Source organism: Nostoc sp. DSM 114160, assembly GCF_053470305.1.
Map to the genome: position 1 here is coordinate 364,069 of NZ_JBPFGO010000003.1, position 20,218 is coordinate 384,286.

Below are 20,218 nucleotides of genomic sequence, written 5' to 3' on the forward strand. Positions count from 1 at the left end.
TTTAATTGCGCCGACCTACTTAAACACTTGCCTGCTCTGACCGAATCAATCGTGCATAGGAACCATCAAGCTGCAACATTTCATTGTGCGTACCGCGTTGCACTACTTTACCCTTTTCTAGAACAATAATTTCATCACAGTCGCGGATGGTACTGAGACGGTGAGCCACAATAATGCAAGAACAGCCCCGATAGCGCAGATTTCGGTCAATAATTTTTTCCGTATCAGCATCTAAGGCACTGGTTGCTTCATCCATGATCAGAATTGTGGGATCGTTGACTAATGCACGGGCAATTTCTAAACGCTGGCGCTGTCCCGCCACTGAAATTAGCAGCACCCTCAAGTAAGTTACCTTCATACCCTCCAGATAAAGCTAAAATCACTTCATGAATAACTGCATCTTTACAAGCTCGGACTAATTGAGAATTAGACACTGTATCATCCCACAAAGTCAAATTATCTCGGACACTGCCAGCGAACAGAAAAATTTCCTGTTCTACCATTGCCAAAGAATTAGAAAGTATCGCCCTAGTAATTTGCTCTCTAGGGATACCATCAAAGAGAATTTCTCCCGACCAAGGTTGATATAGCCCCGCTACCAATTTGGCAACTGTTGATTTACCAGAACCACTACTACCAACTAGGGCTACCCTCTGTCCTGGTTTCAGTTGAAGACTCAGGTCTTGAATTAGAGGCCCATCTGTCCGTGAGTAGCCAAATGTGACATTTTTTAATTCGACATATCCCTTAAGTTCGCAAGCTGAAGCATACTGTGAGGTATGTAAATTATGATTATCCAATTCGGAATCGGTTGCGTTTTGCAATACATCATCGAGGCGATTTAAGTCTCCTTCTAGTTCCTGTAAGGTACTGCCGAAATTGACTAGAGAGTTGACTGGAGTCAAAAAGCTAGTCATTAAACTTTGGAAAGCAATCAACATCCCAATGCTGAGATGCCCATCCATGACTCGTAGACCACCAATAACTAAAACTGCTAAGGAGCTTAAACTAGTTAAGAAAACAGGTAAAACACCTAGTACTTGATTAGTAATACCTAACTCTTGCTGACCGTTAATAAATTTTGTATAGTAACCCGACCAACGGGAGAAAAAATCAGATTCCAACGCTGATGCTTTCAGAGTTTCCATACTTTGAAGGGCAGCAATTTCTGTTCCGGCAACTTTGCCTCTATCTTGGATGATTCGCATATAAATATCTGTGCGCTGTCGGGAAATCCACTGCAAAGTCAAAATATTAATCGCAGCAAAACAGATACCGATCGCAGTCAGCACTCCATCATAAGCAAACATGACTAAGGCATAAAATACTACCATGACGGTATCAATTACAGTCCTGGCTAACTGTCCGGATAGCACTTCGGCAACTTTAGTATTGATATTGATTCGGCTGCTAATTTCTCCGGCAAATCTTTGGGCATAAAACGCCACTGGCAAGCGAAGAATATGGTGGATGAATTGCCCTGACATTTCCACCGATAATTTAATATTTAGTTTTCTCAAAAAACGTCTTTGTAGTAATGTCAGTAACACCTGAATAATCACTGTAATTGTCATTCCCAAAACCAATGGACGCAACCAGTCTGTGCGATTTTCTACCAAAATATTATCAACAAAAATTTGATTAAAGACTGGTAAAACTAACCCTGGAATGACTAGAAAAAATCCTGCTAATAAACAATAGAGAATGGCTCCCCAAGAACCCCGTAAACGGTCAAAGAGTGCGCCTATTAAGCTCGGTTTGCGACCTCCGCGTTGAAATTCTGGGCCTGGTTCCATTACCAGAACAACCCCTGTATAGGCTTCATCAAATTCTTTAAAGGAAATTCGTCTCGGCCCGGTAGCTGGGTCATTGAGATAAACCCAATTTTTTTTAAATCCCTCTACTACTAAGAAATGATTAAAATTCCAGAAAACAATATATGGCGGACGAAGTTCTTGTAATTGCGCCAATTGCTTTTTAAAACCTTTGGCTTGCATTCCATAGTTTCTCGCAGCTTTGATCATGTTAGAGGCTTTGCTACCATCGCGAGAAACACCGCAATTTTGCCGCAGTTCTGCTAAAGGCACAATTTTACGATGGTAGGCTAAAATAATCCCGAAAGCTGCTGCTCCACACTCTACAGCTTCCATTTGCAATAGAGTGGGAGTTTTGACGCGAGAAAAGATGTGAGTTTCTGCCGTTTCTGAATCTAATAATGGGGCTTTTTGGCGGAAGGGATTAAGGTTTTGAATTAAAGATATTAACTGCTGAATCAATTGCACAAGACCATTCCCCTAATACCGTAGTTTTACCCCACCCTAACCCTCTCCTTATAAAGGGGAGGGAACTAGATTTCTTTTTCCCCCCTTGGAAAGGGAGGATTAAGGGGGGTATTATTATGTGCATCTTCATACATAATTGGTATAACACTTTAGTTAATGCCAGTAAATTCTCTAAGAATAGGCAAGACATAAGTAATTGGTGCTTGCTCTGCTACTTTAACCCGGACACTGGTAGTTGTTCCGGGAGAAATGTTTAATTTTGGCCCTTGGGAAGAAGACCAGCGATAACCGCTAAAGTTGGATGGAGCTAGTTCCATTTCTGTTCGCACTTCTATGTCTCCGCCCCCAGTTAGCAAGATGTTTGTGACTAGATCGGGATTGCCAATCACAGACTTTGCGCCTTCTTTAGTCACAGGTAAGGGGGAAACAGAGGTAACTTTACCGACAATACCGCCAAAGCGTTCTCTTTTTACGGAAGTGGGGGTAATTTGCACGAGCATTCCTGGTTGAATTTGTTTACCATCTTCGACACGAAAGTAGGAGACGGCAATTAGTGAAGTCTTTTTGTCACCGACGTTCAAGGTGACGAGCGGAGTTTTCGGACTAGTAACTTGTCCGACAAAACCAGCCACTTCTAATACACAGCCGCTACTAGGGCTAAGAATTTGACTATTTTCTAATATTTGTTTTTCTAGTTGCGCGATCGCTCGATTCACTTCTTGAATTTGATTAATTTTGGTATTAAGATTTTCTACGTTTTCTTGATCGATACGTTGGCTCTTAGTCTCTAAGTCTTTTAACTGCGCTTGCAGTTCGCCTACAGAACTCAAATTTTGTAAGTATCTTTGCTGGGCTTCTGTTTCTTGTACATCTAATTGCTTGAGCTGCACTTTGATATCAGAAACGGTTTGCGTTGCCTGTTTATATTCTTGCTCTGCTTGTAAATATGTATCTTTGGCAATGGCTCCCGCATCTACGAGTTGCTGGCGCTTCTGTAATCGATCTTTGAGTATAGGTACGACAGTTACAGCATCATTCAGGCGTTGCTGCAAACTAAGGCGCTGTTCGCGAATGGCATTTAAACCTTTTTCATAAAATGCAGGCGTGAGAGTTTGAGTATCCCGCAAACGTTGAATATAACTAGCTTTAGCAGAAGCGATCGCCTCTTTTTCTTTAGCGGTACGTTGTCGCTGAAGCAGGGATGAATTTTGTTCTTGTGTTTGTAATTGCCCCAGTTTTGAGCGTTGCAGTTGCAATTGCTGTTTGAGATCCGTCGGATCGATCGTTGCTATGACATATCCTCGATCTATACATTGTCCTGTTTTCACATTTAGACTTTTTAACTGTCCTGAGATTGGCGACTCAAAAGTGACAACTTGATTGGGTTGAATAAGTATTCCCTTTCCTGTGACTGTGACGGGAATACGTCCAAAAATACTCCAAATTAACCCCAACAACACAAAAGTACCCAGCGTCGCCAAAGGCAGCCAATCTACAGGATTGACTACTTGCATTAACCGATCCAATCTTTCTGGAGAAGATAAACGCTCCAGCGATTCTTTGCGAAATATACTATCTTGTTCTTCAGCCATTCATTTGTTAATTCGTAATACTTCGACTGCGCTCAGTACAAGTTCGTAATTAAGACTGGAATTGGAGACTAATGAAGCTATTTTCTACCTACTTTCTGCCTCCTGCCTTCTGCCTCCTGCCTCCTGCCTTCTTCAAGATTGTCGATTCAGACGCTTAATCATCCAGTCAAATCTAGCACCTGCTAAGGCGGTGTTGTCTAATGTATCTAAGTTGAGTTCATCTTCAACTTCGATATCTTCTGCTAAGAGTCGATCTAGTTGGTAAGCCAATTTTCCAAATCCACGGCGGAACAGGCGATCGCGAATCCGATCTACTAAAACTACAGCGATCGCTCGATAAAAACGGGCTGTGAATCCTGTATTTTGCTTTAATTGTTTAGCTAGTTTCTCTTGTGGTAAAGCTAGTAATATAGAAGATTCTATCGCCTTGACTGTGGCAGAGGCAGTTGTTGCTTCTACAAAAGACATTTCCCCTAAAATTTCGCCTTTTACAGATTGAGCAATTTCTTTTTCGGCAACTTGATTCTGTGGGGTGGAAACAAAAATCCCTAACTTCCCATCTAATAATATATATAATGCTTCAACAGGTTTCCCTTCTTCAATTATTACTTTACCTGGATTAACTTTAGTTCTTACTCCTTGGGAAATCATCCAATCAATATCGCTATCGTTCAAAATAGCAAACACAAACAAAACCTTTCGCAGTGATTCTCCTGGAACTACTTTGTTTTTGGCAAGAAAATCAGTGAGTCCCCGCAACTGCTGTGATAGCAAAACAGCCATTTTTTGATAAAAATGCGCGGCGAATTCTGTATCTTGCTCCAGTTTTTTGAGTAATAATTCTCTTGGCACTGCTAATATCCGTGAGGGTTCTAGAGCGATAAAAGTAGTAGACGGAGGACGATTATCTATAAAAGATAAAGTTTCTACAAATTCCCCTGGCGATACGCGATCGATTTCTTGTGCGTCTTTGACATTACCTGTGAGAGAGACACAAATGCTTAATGCTCCCTCTAACAAAATTTCTACTGTATCAATAATCTCTTCACCCTCTTGAATGAGAATTTGATTAGGAAGATACTCTTTACATCTGCCTACACTGAACATCCAATCAATATCACTTTCCCTAAAGGCAGAAAAATTGGGAGTATTAACCAGCATTTCTTTAAACATACAATTTAAGCTTGATTAGGAGTGAAATTCATTTTTTACAGCAAAATCCAGCCTTTTATTAGTTTTATAGAAGTTTTTAACCTGGCTGACAGAAGTAGTAAAAAGTCAGTAAAAACAAGGTTTTTCAAAAAAGAGGTGGACTTCTGTGAAAGGGTAAAGTTACTAGACAACTAGCTTCTTACTTATACTAAGTACACAATTTCGCAAATTGGTAGCCAATTTAGGTTTGAAATTTCAAGGCATAGACGCTTTACTTCCTCCAGGTTAGGGGTACAGAGTTTCGCATATCGGCGCGCGAAGCTTGTTTCGGTTAATTCGCTATGAATTCATAGAATAGCGTGCTAAGTTATACTTACTTCCATTTTTGGTAAAATCTTTAACAAAGTATTTAGACAAAAGTTAATATAGATTTTATCATTGGTAGTTAATTTAACTAAATATCGCCTTTTCGTGCTATCACAAATATTTATCTTTGTTAGATACTTGAAAATTAATAGGACTTAATATGAGTTGGATACAAAAATTTGTAAACATGGCAGCAGTTCCTATATCTATGACAGTATTGGTAATGTCTAGTTTGCCCAGAATGGCGATCGCTGAATCACCAGTAGCACTCAAATTCCAAAAATTTCAGAATTGGCAAATCAGTCAAAAGTTTATCCCACCAAATCGAAATGCGCCACAAACTACCTCTGGTGGGGCGACTCGTCGCGGTTCTCGGTATTTAGAAAGTAAAGAAACTTTAACTGCCTTAATGCCTCTAAATAAAATAGGTTTAACCCTTGCAGAACGTCCCACATTTTACTGGTTTATACCGCAGATACCAGTAGAAACTGCTCGCTTTTCACTTCTAGATGGTGAGGATATAGTCTATGAGACGACTTTTAAACTTCCTAAACAATTAGGAATTATTGGTTTTACTCTGCCAACAAAAGCACCAAGTCTGAAAGTAGGTAATAAATATCACTGGTATATGTCAATCGCTGACAATTCAGAGGAAGTAGGAGAGGGAATCACTGTCGATGGTTGGGTAGAAACGAATCCAACCTACTAATGATTTATCAAAGCAGCTAGCGAGAACAAATCCCAAGCAGCTTTCCCAAGTGTATGCTGCATCTGGAATTTGGTATGAAGTGCTACATACATTAGTACAGCAACGTCTTAGCGATCCGCGCGATCGCACAGTCATGGCTAATTGGCAAGCATTATTGGAGTCAGTGGGGTTAAAAGATTTAGTTTCCAAACCTTTAAGTAGATATCTGGAATCCCAAGACTAAATAATTTATGTGGAGTCATATCAAGCAACAACTTTGGCAATATCGCGGTATCTTTATTGCTGCTCCCAGTGTGGGAGCATTAGTGTTTATCCTGCGCTTGAGTGGATTATTGCAGATGTTGGAATTGGCAGCGTTGGATCAAATGTTTCTGTTACGTTCTCCAGAACCTGTTGATACGCGGATTGTCATTGTAGAAATTAATGAATCTGATGTGCAAAAACTTGGTAAGCGCAGTTATTGGCCTTTGCCTGACAAGTTGCTGGCACAAGTTTTAGAGAATTTAAAACAGCAAAAACCCAGTGCTATTGGTTTGGATTTATATCGAGATTTCCCAGTAGGTTTTGGACATCAATCATTAGTTAAGGTGTTTGAATCTACACCAAATTTAGTTGGCGTACAAAAAGTAGCTGAGAGTGAAGATAGCTCGGCGGTAGCACCACCACCAGCCCTGAAAAAACTCGATCGAGTCGGTGCAAATGATTTTCCTTTAGATGGGGATGGAAAAATTCGCCGCAGTTTAATGTATTTGTCAGACAAAAATGGCGAAAATGTGTTTAGTTTTGCTTTTAAACTTGCCTATCTTTATTTGAGCGATCGCCAAATTGATGTCGGACAAACAAAAGATTATTTGGTAAAAACAGGTAACGTTGTTTACCCATTATTTCAAGGTAATGATGGTGGTTATATTCGGGCTGAAGACCAAGGTTATCAAGTAATAATAAATTATCGGAGTTCTCAAGAAGAATTTCAGCACATATCGATTATGGATGTGTTAGATAATCGAATACCCAAGGACTTAGTAAAAGGGCGAATTGTCTTGATTGGTTCCACAGCCGAAAGTCTCAAAGACCTATTCTATACACCATACAGCAGTACTATATTAACAGCGCCTAAACGAATGGCTGGTGTAACTATTCACGCTCATGCTATCAGTCAAATTTTAAGTGCTACTTTAGATGACCGCCCGTTAATCAGAACATGGACTAAATTAGAGGAATGGTTGTGGATTTTTCTTTGGTCACTGATTGGTGCAATACTAATCTGGCAACAAAGATATAGCGGCAGTTATAAAATAAAATCATTATTACCTTTGATTAGTATTTTGCTAGCTGGATGCTGTCTTGTAGGTAGTAGTTATCTAGCTTTTATAGCAGGTTGGTGGATTCCTATTGTCCCACCATTACTGACATTAATTGGTTCGGCAATTGCTGTGACTGCTTATATTGCCAGAACTGCGGGAGCAATTCGCAAGACCTTTGGTCGTTATCTCACCGATGAAGTCGTCGCTAATTTATTAGAAAACCCTGAAGGTTTAAAACTTGGTGGCGAACGTAAGAAAATTACTATTCTCACTTCTGATTTAAGAGGTTTTACAGCTATATCTGAGAAATTACCTGCTGAAGAAGTAATTAAAATAATTAACCTTTATTTAGGATATATGGCAGATGTTATTACTCAGTACCAAGGCACGATTGATGAATTTATGGGTGATGGAATTTTAGTTTTGTTCGGCGCTCCCATCGCTAGAAAAGATGATGCGACAAGAGCGATCGCTTGTGCAGTGGCAATGCAATTAGCAATGGAATCAGTGAACAAAAAAATCCAGCAAATGGGATTTCCAAAGCTAGAAATGGGTATTGGCATTAATACAGCAGAAGTAGTTGTCGGTAATATTGGTTCGGAAAAACGAACTAAATATGGAATTATCGGCGATCAAGTTAATTTAACCTATCGCATTGAATCGTATACAGTCGGCGGACAAATTTTTGCTTCGCAATCAACTATTAATGAGACTGGTTATATTGTGAAAATTATTGGACATAAAGAAGTGCAAGCAAAAGGAGTGAAACAACCGATAAAAATTTATGAAGTAGGTGGAATTACTGGAGAATACAATTTATATCTTGCTGAAGACGAAGATAAAGTATTCTTGGAACTGCCAGAAGCAATTCCCTTAAAATATACAGTTTTGGATGGAAAAAATGTAAATAACACTATCATGGAGGGAAAGTTAGTAAAGCTGTCAGCTAAGGGAGCGCAAGTATGTTATGACTCTCAAGTAAATTATCTAGCTTTACAGCCCTTTACTAATCTAAAACTGAACTTATTGATGCAAGGTAATGCCGAAATAAGTGAAGATATCTATGCTAAAGTCTTAGACAAAACGACAGAACCAGATAATTTTTATATTCGTTTTACTAACATTCCATTAGAAGTAGAAGAGCAATTTAATGCCCTACGCCTTTGCCAAAGAACCATTGCACCTTTAACTCCAGATGAGTAATTCCAAGTTACTGCTTACAGATAATCAATTCCTAGTATTAGATAATCCCCTAACAGTTTGGCAAATTGAATCCGGTGCGATCGCTGTTTTTGCTATTCTGATTGAGCAAGGTATTGAGGGTACTCGCCGTTATCTATTTAGTGTCAATGCGAAAGAAGCATTGTTTGGGATATCGGCTAATAATCATAAACTTTTGGCGGTATCCATAGAAGATACTGTGTTGTTGCAAATACCTACACAAGAATGCGAGCAATGGATAAGTCAGGAGAAAGACGAGGCAGAAAGTTTTATTAAGTTAGTGCAGACTTGGGAGCAAAATATTCAAAGTTGTTTAGGCGATACCTTCTCTACAAGACTCTACGATAAGCTGCGCGAACGCGAACGCTTTTCGATTGTGCCAGTTTTTTCCCACACTGAAAAACTTCCCAACTGGAACGAGATCCAAGTTACTCTCGGCGAATTACACAGCGATTTTTGCGAAATTCTGACTCAAATAGAACAGGAAGAATTGGCAGCAAAATGGACTCAATTCCAAGCACGGCAACAACTTAACTCTCAGGTAAAAGTTAATGCTTTAGGAGAGTTAGCCTCAGTTCTCAAACCCAAGCAAGCCGAACTGATGCAGTCAGGTACACCGTTGCTGATTGCCGCGGGTGCAGTGGGAAGGGCATTAGGAATTAAGATTTTGCCACCTGTGCGTTCTGAAGACATGAAGCGGATTAAAGAACCATTAGAAGCGATCGCCCGTGCATCCCGAATACGCATCCGACGGGTATTGCTCAATGACCGATGGTGGCAAAAAGATAGCGGCCCTCTATTAGCATATACTAATCAAGATAATTTTCCTGTTGCATTGCTACCAGCAGGGGTAGGAAAGTACGAAATCTTTGACCCAGAGAAGCACGTCCGCATACCTGTAAACAATCGTACTGCTCAACAACTAGCTCCCTTTGCCTATGTATTTTATCGTCCCGTACCCGAAAACAATTTAACTGCGATCGCCTTACTTCTGTTTGCCTTTAAGGGGAAAATTCGAGAACTGATTGTTATCTTCCTTACAGGCGTTGTAGGCGCATTGTTGGGAATGTTAACCCCCTTGGCAACTGCTATCCTGATCGATTCCGTCATTCCTGATGCAGATAGAGAGTTATTAGTGCAAATCGGCTTGGGCTTGATAGCTGCCAGCTTTGGAACGATAATTTTTCAAATTGCCCAAGGTTTTGCCGGTCTGAGATTAGAAAGTAAAGCCAGTTTAGACTCCCAAGCAGCCTTATGGGATAGATTGTTTAATCTGCGCGTATCTTTCTTTCGTGAATATTCAATTGGGGATTTGCAATCTCGTGTTTCTGCAATCACTCAAATCCGCCAGAAACTCAACGACACAGTGCTACGCACAATTTTTACCAGCTTCTTCTCTCTACTAAATCTGGCGCTACTGTTTATCTACAGTTCCAGTCTAGCTTTAGTTGTAGTAGCAGTAGCGTTGGTAGCGATCGCCTTCACTACCATCTCAGGCTTACTTAGCCGCCAAAAGTTGCGTTCTTTAGAAGAAATAGAGGGAGAAATTTTTGGTTTTACTGTACAGATGGTTGCTGGTGTGTCCAAACTTCGAGTCACCAATGCAGAAGACCGTGCTTTTGCCTATTGGGCAAAAAAGTATAGTCAGCAGCTACAATTCAAGCTGAGTACAGAGGTAATTGAAGATATCTTAGCGATATTTAACACTGCCATGCCAACCGTCAGCTCGATAATTATCTTTTGGCTGGCAGTTACGTTAATCGCACAAGCCCCATCTGAAAGCGGAACAGGATTATCTACAGGTACATTTTTAGCATTTAATTCCGCCTTTGCCATATTTATCGCTGGGGCAACTCAGCTGAGTAATACCATAGTCAGCATATTAGATATCAGCATTTTTTGGGAACGTGCAAAGCCCATCTTTCAGGCGCAACCAGAAATCGACCTGAGCAAAAGCGATCCAGGACGATTAACGGGTAAAGTAAAAGTCGATCGCGTGACTTTCCGCTACCGCGAAGATGGTCCCCTTAATTTAGACGCTCTGACAATTCAGGCAGAACCAGGAGAGTTGATTGCTTTAGTAGGGCCTTCTGGTAGTGGCAAATCAACGATTATTAGGCTGTTATTGGGATTTGAAACGCCAAAAGATGGCACGATTTACTATGATGGTCAGGACTTATCAGGGTTAGATATATCGGCAGTGCGTAGACAAATTGGTGTAGTGCTGCAAAATGGCCGCATCAATAGCGCTTCAATTTTTGAAAATATTTCTAGTGGCGCATTGGTGACAATGGAAGAAGCCTGGGAAGCAGTACGTATGGCTGGGTTTGCCGATGATATTAAGTCAATGCCAATGGAAATGCACACAGTTATTTCGGAGGGGGGTACAAATCTTTCTGGTGGGCAACGTCAAAGGTTATTAATTGCTCGTGCTTTAGTCTTAAAACCGAGAATTATAATTTTTGATGAAGCTACCAGTGCTTTAGATAATCGTACTCAAGCGATAGTTAGTAGCAGCTTAGACCAGTTAGGAGTAACGCGCATAATTATCGCCCATCGCCTCAGCACCATCCGCAACGCCGACCGAATTTATGTGATTGAAGCCGGTCGAGTTGTTCAACAAGGTAAGTTTGAAGAATTAGTGAATCAAAAGGGCTTATTTGCTAATCTGATGGCACGACAAATGGCGTAAGCGCAAGGGAGGTTTGCAGCTTTTATTACCATGAATATGGTGCAATTTAAATGACGATTAGCTTATGCATAGTTTACTTCACCAAAAAAGTATACTAAGAGGTTGTTTGAAAAGTGTTTCGCTGTGACTTTAGTTTTTTAAATTGAGATTCGCTCTGATGGACGCATCTTCCTACGTGCGGAACGTTCAGGTAATGGCAACGGTCGTATCTACACCTTGACCTACAGTGCAACTGATAGCGCTGGTAACGTTACTATCTCTACCACACAAGTGCGCGTACCCAAAAATCAAGGCAAAAAACAACTCCTTATCTCCCCTTAATTATTAACGAATGTTACCCACATCTTTACTGAAAGTGAAGAATATACCGCCACAGTCACGGTTATTGACTGTTTACAAGCCGCTACAACTATAGTATCCATCGTCTGGCAATGGTTAAAATGCAGCTATTGCCAATAAAAATGTATGGTGCAAAGTCTGTGTTTTCATTTTCATCATTTACAAGACAGTAGAAAGAAATATTTTGATTAGGCTGACCGAACATTTTAGGTATTATTCTCTTAAGAAATATTTCCAAATTTGGCTCATGCCCAAAGTTACTCATCCACATCTCAAATGCATCTTGATTTAAAAATTCAGAGTGGCGATAAACATCCAGTTCATCCCAAAATTTGCCGAATGAATAGTGTTCCATCTCTGGATATAAACGTCTGCTAAATTTCAATAAGTTTGCAATATAAAGAGTGCTAATTCGGTCTTTATCGTAGCTGTTATTTATGGGTTTAGCAAACACTGTTATCTCGCCCATGCTGCTACGACCCCAGTATAAAGTTCGGCTATTCACACTATTTACAAACGCACTAATAACTTCATATGTATTTGGCTCATGGCAAAAGTTTGGGAGCAAGCACATTTCTCCTAACAAAATAGCTTCGTCAAGATGCAATCTCGCCGCTTCTCCAAATTGCCGAATACAAAGTGAAAGTTTATCCATATTTTGGTAGTGATGCATAGTAATGATTTATTGTCGTAGAGAGGCATTATAGTGATGAACGAAATACCAGACTGCCCCAATGTGGTTGTCTATTGATTTTGAGAATGACAATGTTTTACGGACTAAGCGTGCAACTCGTTGCCTAACGGTATTATTGAATCGTTCGATATAACAAGTCTTACCGCTATCTTTACTGACTGCACTTCGGGCGTTTACTTGGTAACACTTGTTCGTATGCCTCCCAAAAATCCGTGTAACAAACTGCACACTGACGGTAAACTGGTGGGAGCGATCGCCATAATTGTTTTGCCGCTTGAGCGGAACGGTCTCCAATATAAACTCCAACAATTTCTCGGCTCACAGCATCAATTGCAAGCCAAATCCACTGTTTATTCGCTTTTGAGCCAACAAATGACCACATCTCATCAACAGTCACGAATTAGGCTGCCAGGTTTTTTTGGGTGACTTCACGGGATTGAAAAAAACAGAACTGTCTCAATTGAGCCGCATAAGTATTGCCAGGTAAGTACTCTGATGATTCCAGAGTCAGGATTAAGAACTCATCTGAAAGAATTTGGATTTATAAAGTTGTTTAGGAAAGACTTCAAGAAAGAAGACTCTAGGCACTATATTTTGTATGTTCCAGATGAGGAAAGAATCAAGGATATAACCAGAAATGAATTTATCACAATTCATGATATCCATTGGGGAATAGAAACCTTTCATCGAGCCATAAAACAAGTATGTGGAATTTGTCGGTTCATGGTTAGGGATACCTATGCAATCAAGACTCACATATTTTGTTCCCTTCAAGCTTTTGTTAGATTGGAGTTTATGCGGTCTGAAAAAATAATTAGCAATTGGTACGAAGTACAACGAAATATGTTCACATTAGTTGTACGTGAGCATATTTTTGCAAACCTTAGCAGCGATCGCATTTTCTAGACAACATAGATAATCTTTTTTGTCAATGCGTAAGTCCTAAAGATATATTTATGTAGGTTGGGTGGAGTGAAACGCAACCCAACATTACCATCAAATTTTATGTTGGGTTACGCTATCGCTGCACCCAACCTACAAAACTGGCTTTGTTGTGTCTGGCTTTCTTAATGCGTGAATTTTGAATTGGTATAACTTACTTACCTAAATCGACAAGATTGCTCTACAGTCGGAGTCTTTTCAAATTGCACCATTATTAAAACAGCTGGCGCATCGCCTACTGTTCCAGATAAGTGACCTTTATGACCTTGCGCGTCTGTTTTCGTACCCTGATCTTCTCCAAAGGAAATTTCGCCTTCCCCCATCTCGACTCGCTGACCGTCCATAGTCTCCACAAACCAGCGTCCCGACAAAGGTACGATCCATTGGGGTTTTGGGTTTTCATGCCAGTTACCAACCCATCCCACAGGTAGCACAGTAAAGCTAATTGTAGCACCGGACTGCTTCAAATTAGAAAGCCACTGCGGTGAGGTATCCGGGGCTATGCCTTTTTCGATAAAGTCTTCAATTTGACAACGGGATTGATGACTTATACCGTCGTTGTCAGTCCAGACGTGCCAGTATTCAATTGTTGGTTTGGATGATGAGTTATTCTGCATAATAATGGCTCTTTTTGATCCGAAATGTATTGAAAGGCAAATTAGAAATTAAGAATTACGAAATTCTAACCGTATAATTGTGTCCTTCCCATTTGCTGCTTTCAATCCAGAAAAAGGTAAAGTTGATTGCCTGTTGCTGATTATCAGAAATAGAAATATCTACAAAATTCACTCCTAACTTTGTAGAAGTAGAAAGCATATCTTGTGTAGTTTGCCAATCATCATCTGACCAGTGCAATTGAAAAGATGCTAAAGCGTCAATTCGCAATGTCTGACCTTTTTTTACTTGGCTGATTTGTCGGTTAAACTTCCAAATTTCCAATGATTTACACTGCTTTCTTTCGCCTAGATAGCGATTTGCCACTTCTGGAATAAAATCAAACACCTGTCCGTCATCAGTTGACCGTAGCAGCTTGATATACTCTGCGTGTGCCCACATTAAAGGCATCGCTGAACCTGTTGGTTTTCCTAAAAACATATAGACATCAGGTATATCTGCCTCATCCCAAACCTGTTCTGGTAGCAAACAAGTATCTGAAGCAAATCCTTCCATCGCCTTAATATATGTTTTGACATCGCCGCCAGCAGCTAGTTCATAATGTCCTCGTTCTCCTGTCAAGAGAGGCCAAGCGCGTCCCTTACCCCAACTAGTATAAGGACTGCCGTCTTTTTGCTGTCCGTAGCCGTCGTGGTTGTAACGATGCCAACAAGGCCCAACGGGTGTATCTACTTTTAAAACTGCATCAATTACTTTGACAGAATCAACAATAATCGGATCGTCTGGTTTGCGAATTCCATAGCGTACTAATTGGAGAAATCCGCCATCGACAATTTCCTTGGCCGGAAATTCTGCTGGTTCACCAGGAGGTTGACTGCTGATGAAAAGAGTTCCTTGGTTAGGATTTTCGTCGGCTTGAGGATTATTAATATCTGAGGGAGTAATTCGGATATAATGCCGTTTGATCCCAGGAACTAAAGTTCCTTCAGTAGTTACTGTCCAAGCTTCAATGTGACATTCTAAAAAATCTGCGTATTCTTCGATAAACTTTGCTGTTGCTTCATCGCCACGTTGACGAACAAATTGAGCAGCACAGATTAAGGCGGCAATACTGGATGCTAGGGTTGATGGTGAATAACCGCTATTTTCTTCCCAGCGTTCTTGTTGAGTAACCGGGCCGTTACGAATTAAATAACCCGCTGCCCGCAGAACCATTGGATAAATATCGAATTTTAAACAAGTCTTCTGCTGGTGCAATAGCCATGCTAGAAGAATCGGAAATGCCACTTCATCTAGTTGAATACCTTTCCAGTAAGGTTCGCCATCAACCCAGAAATTTTGAGCAAAACCGCCATCTTCCTGCTGGCTGGTTGCAAGATAAATTAGCGATCGCACTGCTGTTTCTGTTTCACCAGCAGCCACTAAACCTGATACACTGCTAACCATATCCCGCGTCCAGACAAGGTGATATCCGCCTTCGTCTTGGTCGTTTTTGGCTTCACCCCAAGGGATCGCCAGGGATGCAATCAATGCACCTGGGTAAAGTTTGTCTTCATGTGCTAACAACAAACTAATGCTGTTGTGATACAACTTCCCATCATTGTATGAAACATCTTCTAGCGGTCGGATATTGCGGCGCGATCGCTTCCACTGTTCGTTGTATTGCTGCTTCTGCTGTTCAAAAGGAATATTCAGCGACTGAAATAGTGTAGAAATTGCATTATGCAAGTTTGTACCAAACGCCAATCCTAAAGTAAACTCTTTAGTGCGATCTAAATTTAGTTTTCCAGTCAAAGCAAGATTGCCATCTACAGCACTATCAAACTCCCAATCCATCTGGAAATTATCAGCTAAATCTGTCCAACCATCGCTTTCACCAACGTAACCACAAGAAAGACGGCTAAAGGGAACTGTTGCACCCAGCGCTAGCCATGTTCCTTGTTTCTCGGCTATCAAAATACGATGTCCAGCAACCTCCACAGCGTAACCATTATTACCCATACCTTCAACATCCAGATGCGGCGCACACAAAGCATATAAATGGAGTTGGGAAATAAAATCGCTCTCTCCTGTTAATGTGGTGTGCTGTAAGATACAGGGAAAATGCGGGTCGGCAATCACTTCTTTGATTACGGCATAACGTCCTTGGGGATCGGAATTAGTGATGCGGTATCCTAAACCATGAGTCCACATCGGTTCCACTTTGGATTCGAGATGGCGTTTCTCTTCGTGGAAAAAGCTTTTCCCATCAGAAATTAAATACTGCAAATCCCGAATTTGAGGTTTGTCTACTGTGGGATGGTAGATTTCAGTGACAATACCGCTCCAAAGAGTAAACCAAATGTTACTAGAGGTAGAGTAAGCTGTTCCGACTCCATCTTTATTCGCATGAGTCCATCGCGGCTCAATACCTGGTGAGCCAAAAGCTTTTGCTCGATCAATAAACTTTACCATAGTGCATTGTTGTGCCGATAAGCTTTGAGTGCATTTAGAAAATGCTGTATTTGATATTTATGCGATTAAAAATTTATTGAGAATTTGGTGAAAATTTCCGAGCGGCAGTTAAAGATTTTGCTTCAATAAAAATTTGTTTGATTTCCGGATGCTTTTGGCGAATTTTTACTTCTAAACTTTCTACAGTTAAGGCTATTTCCTCACCTGTAAGATTTTGAGCAAATTGGATTTCTAAGTTAAGTAGCACTTCTTTGGGAGCAAGCTGCATTGTTAGCACCCGGATAACTTCTTTCACTCCTGGTTCTGTTTTGGACAAAGACCGGATATTGGCTATAGTTTGAGGATCGGCACTTTCACCAACTAATAATCCTTTACTTTCTCTGGCTAATACCACTGCTACTATAGCCAAGATAATGCCAATAATAATCGAAGCAATGCCATCCAAATAAACATTGTTAAATAAATGTCCGAAGAAGATTCCGATTAAGGCTACGAATAAGCCTAAAATTGCCGCCGAATCCTCAAATAATACTGTAAATACTGTGGGATCTTTACTATTTTTGATTGCTTGCCAGAAATTTTGTTTCCCCTTAGTCGGCAAAAACTCTTTTAATGCTACAGTCCAAGAAAATCCCTCCAATAATATTGCAATACCTAATACAATATAATTCCACATTGGGTTTTCTAAAGGGCTGGGATGAATTAAATGAGTGATTCCTTCATAAATTGACATCCCGCCGCCAAGGGCAAAGATCAGGATAGCAACAATAAAAGTCCAGAAATAAAGTTCTAGACCGTAACCAAAGGGATGCCTATCGTCTGCTGGCTTTTGGCTTCTTCTAATTCCCAGCAAAAGTACTAGTTGATCGCCAGTATCTACCAGCGAATGAATTCCTTCAGAGATCATGGCGGAACTACCAGTAATGGAGGCGGCGATAAATTTAGTAATAGCGATCGCTAAGTTAGCGCCCATCGCTGCAAATATAGTTTTATGAGATGAATCAGATGCCATGAGAGTCAATAATAATTATGCAGAAACTTCTAATTCACCATCTGGATGGGTAATTTCCCATTGGGTTGGTTTGACCTTGTGCCAAAACGTCTCCTCCAGCTAAATTTAATCGTTGATTGTTATCAAACCAGGGTTAACAGTAACTTTTTTAGGCATTATCAATTAACCATTGTCTGCAAAACCTGGATATAAGGTCATACCGCCATCTACAAATAGAGTTGTACCATAGACATAATCAGAGTCATCAGAAGCTAACCAAACTGCTGCTTTAGCGATATCTTCTACATCACCCACACGTTTTGCTGGAATCAGTTTTAATAACTTTGCTTCTGCTTCTGGAGTATCCCAAGCTGATTTATTAATGGGGGTTTTGATTGCACCAGGCGCAATACTATTAACGCGAATTTTATGGGGTGCAAGTTCTTGAGCAATACTTTGCATCATCATATTTATACCGCCCTTACTTGCAGCATAATTAACATGACCCGCCCAAGGAATTACCTGATGTACTGAACTTATACAAATAATCTTACCTGCGGCAGATGAAATATCAGGCTGGACACCCCGACGTAAGAATTCCTTTGCAGCTTCTCTAGCACATAAGAATTGTCCTGTCAGATTCACCTCAATAACTCTATTCCATTGCTCGAGGGTCATATCTACAAACGGTGAATCTTTTTGAAGACCTGCATTGTTTACCAAAATATCAATAGTGCCGAATTGCTCGATTGTCTGGCTAAACATCGCCTTTATTTCGTCTTCTTTGCTAACATCAGCTTGGATAGCAAATGCTTCACCATTAGCCGCTTTGATGTCATCAACAAGTTTTTGGGCTGATTCAGCTTCCGAACGATAGTTGACGGCGACTGCTGCACCCGATAAAGCTAAATAGCGAGCGATCGCTTGACCAATACCAGAACTAGCACCCGTCACAAGTGCTTTTTGACCTTTGAGCAGGTAAGGGGAATAGCTCATAATGCTTTCGATGTTTTTAAAACTTGTATTCGTTGTGAATATCTCAATATTTCCAAGACCTTCATAATATTTTTGCTTTTTGCGCGTAGTATTATCCTGACAATTTTAATTTTTTAATCAGGAAATTATGGCTCAAAAAAGTTTTGCTTTCTTAAATGATTTTAAAAAGCTTTAGGATTTTTCTAATCTATCTAGAGAAAGATAACCAGCATATTTTTTAGTAAAAAATATTGAAATACTTTGTCATTTCTGTGACAATTGTATGTTTTTCTTTTTAAGATTTGTAAAAATGTGGTTTTCAAGCTTATGTCAATCTCAAGAAAGATTTATGGTATATTCAAAGCAAGTTTGATTATTGATGAGAGTAAATTTTTTAGTTAATCAGAGAACTACATAAAACGTTAAACATTTTTTAGGCGACTCTCAAGCGTCTGATTAAACTTGCTATTAGCAATCCCATCTAATCAAAAAGAAAATTTTTAGTTTTTGGAAATATTAATCAAGATATGATACCAATCAAAAATGTAGTTGTTTTAGTTAGTTTTGACCTTTGGAGAAAATAATTACTGAAAAATAGTAATTATGTATTTTATTTCAAAAGCTACTTGAAAAATTGCAGTATATCGGAAATTGTCAATGTTTTTTAATTGGTCGAACTGTGACGTTAGCGCAGTATTCTGGAAAATATGAATGGTGCGTTAAGCGGATGGCAATTCCATGCAACGCATATATATTTGACCCATGAAGGAGAAAGCGATGCCTGCTCTGTCTCTGAATAACCAAAATTTACCATACCCTGACCCTCTACATCCGATCGTTGTTCACTTCGTAATTGCGATGGTGCTTTTTTCTTTCGTGTGCGACGTGCTGGGTTATTTTACCCGCAATGTGCGGTTATTTGAGGTGAGTTTCTGGAATATGTTTGTGGCCTCAGCAGCTATTTTTTTAGCGGTGATTCTTGGTCAGTTTGAAGCAGGGTCTGGCGAACATCTACCCAGCAGTCCAACCAACACTGAATTTTCATACGGTGATGGGTTGGTCGCTGGCGGCTATTGTTGTTGGCATTACAGCTTGGCGTTTCGTGATTCGCAAACGCACTCCCCGGAAAGTACCACCGGCTTACCTTGGTGCAGCAACGTTTTTAGTCTGCTTGGTGTGCTTGCAAGTCTATCTAGGAAGCAAGCTGGTTTGGGTGTATGGGTTACATATCGAGCCAGTTGTGCAAGCAATGAAGCAGGGAGTTGCACCATGAACTGGCAACTGATTGACCAGTTGAGATTAAGGCTGAATGCTAACGGATTACCTTATGAGATTCCCATACATCCGCAACTGGTGCATTTTACATTGGGTTTGTTCATTCTTGCGATTATTTTTGATATTGCGGGAGCGCTGTTTGCTTTAGAAAAACCAATCTTCAAATTTTTAGGTCTGCCTGCCCTGCGTTCTGGTTTCTTTGATGTCGGCTGGTATAACCTCATAGGAGCAGCTTTTATCACCTTTTTCACTGTTGCAGCTGGTTTTTTCGAGTTACTGCTAGCAAATCCACCAATCGATCAAAAGAGCGTTTGGGGGTTAACTGCTGGTTGGACGATGCTTTTGCATGGCTTGGGTGGCATTTCATTGTTGGGGATCATTGTTGCCATGACAGTATGGAGAGGTTTACAACGTTATCGCTGGCGCAAGGATGCTTCTAGGCAGGTGCAATGGAGTTACTTATTAGCAGGTATTGCAATATTGGGCATCTTATTTGTCCACGGAACTTTGGGGGCGCAATTGGGAGAAGAGTTTGGAATTCACGTTACGGCTGCGAAGTTACTCCAAGAAGGTAAAAACCCAAATTTACTACTCAAATAATCAAGTGGGAAGTAC

The 20,218-nt window shown here is 40.3% G+C and carries 12 protein-coding genes and 4 pseudogenes; 7 read left to right on the forward strand and 9 right to left on the reverse strand.

Translation table 11 applies throughout. The features are described 5' to 3' along the window. Positions 1 to 19: 19 nt before the first annotated feature. The 3 genes and pseudogenes from NSTCB13_RS26770 to NSTCB13_RS26780 all read right to left on the reverse strand — a co-directional run bounded on the left by NSTCB13_RS26770 (position 20) and on the right by NSTCB13_RS26780 (position 5,047). Positions 20 to 2,150: pseudogene (locus NSTCB13_RS26770) on the reverse strand (NHLP family bacteriocin export ABC transporter peptidase/permease/ATPase subunit). Between the two features lie 281 nt (positions 2,151 to 2,431). Next, a complete protein-coding gene (locus NSTCB13_RS26775; protein WP_448274417.1) occupies positions 2,432 to 3,874 on the reverse strand; it encodes an NHLP bacteriocin system secretion protein in 1,443 nt (480 codons plus the stop codon). Between the two features lie 132 nt (positions 3,875 to 4,006). After that, on the reverse strand, positions 4,007 to 5,047 hold the full coding sequence (locus tag NSTCB13_RS26780; protein ID WP_448274419.1) for a cyclic nucleotide-binding domain-containing protein: 1,041 nt from the start codon (positions 5,045 to 5,047) through the stop codon (positions 4,007 to 4,009). 505 nt (positions 5,048 to 5,552) lie between these two features. On the opposite strand from NSTCB13_RS26780, the gene NSTCB13_RS26785 reads away from it, so the two are divergent. From NSTCB13_RS26785 to NSTCB13_RS26800, 4 genes are read left to right on the forward strand one after another with little or no spacing between them, the layout of a single operon-like run. After that, positions 5,553 to 6,101 carry a DUF928 domain-containing protein gene (locus tag NSTCB13_RS26785; protein WP_448274421.1) on the forward strand — a complete coding sequence of 183 codons (549 nt, stop codon included), beginning with the start codon at positions 5,553 to 5,555 and terminating at the stop codon, positions 6,099 to 6,101. Then, positions 6,088 to 6,324, forward strand: coding sequence for a DUF928 domain-containing protein (locus NSTCB13_RS26790; protein WP_448275023.1), 237 nt, complete (start codon positions 6,088 to 6,090; stop codon positions 6,322 to 6,324). Before NSTCB13_RS26785 ends, NSTCB13_RS26790 begins: the two co-directional genes overlap by 14 nt. A 7-nt stretch (positions 6,325 to 6,331) precedes the next feature. After that, entirely contained in the window at positions 6,332 to 8,608 is a 2,277-nt protein-coding gene (locus NSTCB13_RS26795) for a CHASE2 domain-containing protein (protein ID WP_448274423.1), read from the forward strand. Then, positions 8,601 to 11,318, forward strand: a complete 2,718-nt coding sequence (locus NSTCB13_RS26800; RefSeq protein ID WP_448274425.1) for an NHLP bacteriocin export ABC transporter permease/ATPase subunit — start codon at positions 8,601 to 8,603, stop codon at positions 11,316 to 11,318. The genes NSTCB13_RS26795 and NSTCB13_RS26800 overlap by 8 nt, the downstream gene beginning before the upstream one ends. A gap of 409 nt (positions 11,319 to 11,727) precedes the next feature. Here NSTCB13_RS26800 and NSTCB13_RS26805 read toward each other — a convergent pair whose 3' ends face one another. Together NSTCB13_RS26805 and NSTCB13_RS26810 are read right to left on the reverse strand one after the other, a co-directional pair. Beyond that, positions 11,728 to 12,312: a hypothetical protein gene (locus NSTCB13_RS26805; RefSeq protein WP_448265863.1), complete on the reverse strand. Its 585-nt coding sequence runs from the start codon at positions 12,310 to 12,312 to the stop codon at positions 11,728 to 11,730. A 27-nt stretch (positions 12,313 to 12,339) separates the two neighbouring features. After that, positions 12,340 to 12,748, reverse strand: a pseudogene (locus NSTCB13_RS26810) (IS1 family transposase); the annotation flags it as partial. Between the two features lie 29 nt (positions 12,749 to 12,777). Here NSTCB13_RS26810 and NSTCB13_RS26815 point away from each other — a divergent pair. Further along, positions 12,778 to 13,257: pseudogene (locus NSTCB13_RS26815) on the forward strand (IS701 family transposase); the annotation flags it as partial. Positions 13,258 to 13,451: 194 nt separating this feature from the next. Here the strand turns inward: NSTCB13_RS26815 and NSTCB13_RS26820 are convergent. The 4 genes from NSTCB13_RS26820 to NSTCB13_RS26835 all read right to left on the reverse strand — a co-directional run bounded on the left by NSTCB13_RS26820 (position 13,452) and on the right by NSTCB13_RS26835 (position 18,349). Continuing rightward, on the reverse strand, positions 13,452 to 13,910 hold the full coding sequence (locus NSTCB13_RS26820; protein WP_448274427.1) for a cupin domain-containing protein: 459 nt from the start codon (positions 13,908 to 13,910) through the stop codon (positions 13,452 to 13,454). Between the two features lie 55 nt (positions 13,911 to 13,965). Then, positions 13,966 to 16,362: a glycoside hydrolase family 15 protein gene (locus tag NSTCB13_RS26825; protein ID WP_448274429.1), complete on the reverse strand. Its 2,397-nt coding sequence runs from the start codon at positions 16,360 to 16,362 to the stop codon at positions 13,966 to 13,968. 73 nt (positions 16,363 to 16,435) lie between these two features. Continuing rightward, the gene (locus tag NSTCB13_RS26830; protein WP_448265866.1) at positions 16,436 to 17,374 is read right to left on the reverse strand and encodes a cation diffusion facilitator family transporter; all 939 of its coding nucleotides are present in this window, start codon (positions 17,372 to 17,374) and stop codon (positions 16,436 to 16,438) included. A 162-nt stretch (positions 17,375 to 17,536) separates the two neighbouring features. Next, positions 17,537 to 18,349 carry an SDR family oxidoreductase gene (locus NSTCB13_RS26835; RefSeq protein WP_445627285.1) on the reverse strand — a complete coding sequence of 271 codons (813 nt, stop codon included), beginning with the start codon at positions 18,347 to 18,349 and terminating at the stop codon, positions 17,537 to 17,539. Between the two features lie 756 nt (positions 18,350 to 19,105). Between NSTCB13_RS26835 and NSTCB13_RS26840 the strand changes: the two are divergent. Then, a pseudogene (locus tag NSTCB13_RS26840) lies at positions 19,106 to 19,601 on the forward strand (DUF2231 domain-containing protein). Next, positions 19,598 to 20,203 (forward strand): DUF2231 domain-containing protein, encoded by a 606-nt coding sequence (locus NSTCB13_RS26845; protein ID WP_448274431.1) that lies wholly within the window; start codon positions 19,598 to 19,600, stop codon positions 20,201 to 20,203. Before NSTCB13_RS26840 ends, NSTCB13_RS26845 begins: the two are co-directional and overlap by 4 nt. Positions 20,204 to 20,218 lie beyond the last annotated feature (15 nt).

Coding starts and splice junctions, on each gene's coding strand:
- NSTCB13_RS26775 (WP_448274417.1), bottom strand. CDS start 3,874: ATGGCTGAAGAACAAGATAGTATATTTCGCAAAGAATCGCTGGAGCGT.
- NSTCB13_RS26780 (WP_448274419.1), bottom strand. CDS start 5,047: ATGTTTAAAGAAATGCTGGTTAATACTCCCAATTTTTCTGCCTTTAGG.
- NSTCB13_RS26785 (WP_448274421.1), top strand. CDS start 5,553: ATGAGTTGGATACAAAAATTTGTAAACATGGCAGCAGTTCCTATATCT.
- NSTCB13_RS26795 (WP_448274423.1), top strand. CDS start 6,332: ATGTGGAGTCATATCAAGCAACAACTTTGGCAATATCGCGGTATCTTT.
- NSTCB13_RS26800 (WP_448274425.1), top strand. CDS start 8,601: ATGAGTAATTCCAAGTTACTGCTTACAGATAATCAATTCCTAGTATTA.
- NSTCB13_RS26805 (WP_448265863.1), bottom strand. CDS start 12,312: ATGGATAAACTTTCACTTTGTATTCGGCAATTTGGAGAAGCGGCGAGA.
- NSTCB13_RS26820 (WP_448274427.1), bottom strand. CDS start 13,910: ATGCAGAATAACTCATCATCCAAACCAACAATTGAATACTGGCACGTC.
- NSTCB13_RS26825 (WP_448274429.1), bottom strand. CDS start 16,362: ATGGTAAAGTTTATTGATCGAGCAAAAGCTTTTGGCTCACCAGGTATT.
- NSTCB13_RS26830 (WP_448265866.1), bottom strand. CDS start 17,374: ATGGCATCTGATTCATCTCATAAAACTATATTTGCAGCGATGGGCGCT.
- NSTCB13_RS26835 (WP_445627285.1), bottom strand. CDS start 18,349: ATGAGCTATTCCCCTTACCTGCTCAAAGGTCAAAAAGCACTTGTGACG.
- NSTCB13_RS26845 (WP_448274431.1), top strand. CDS start 19,598: ATGAACTGGCAACTGATTGACCAGTTGAGATTAAGGCTGAATGCTAAC.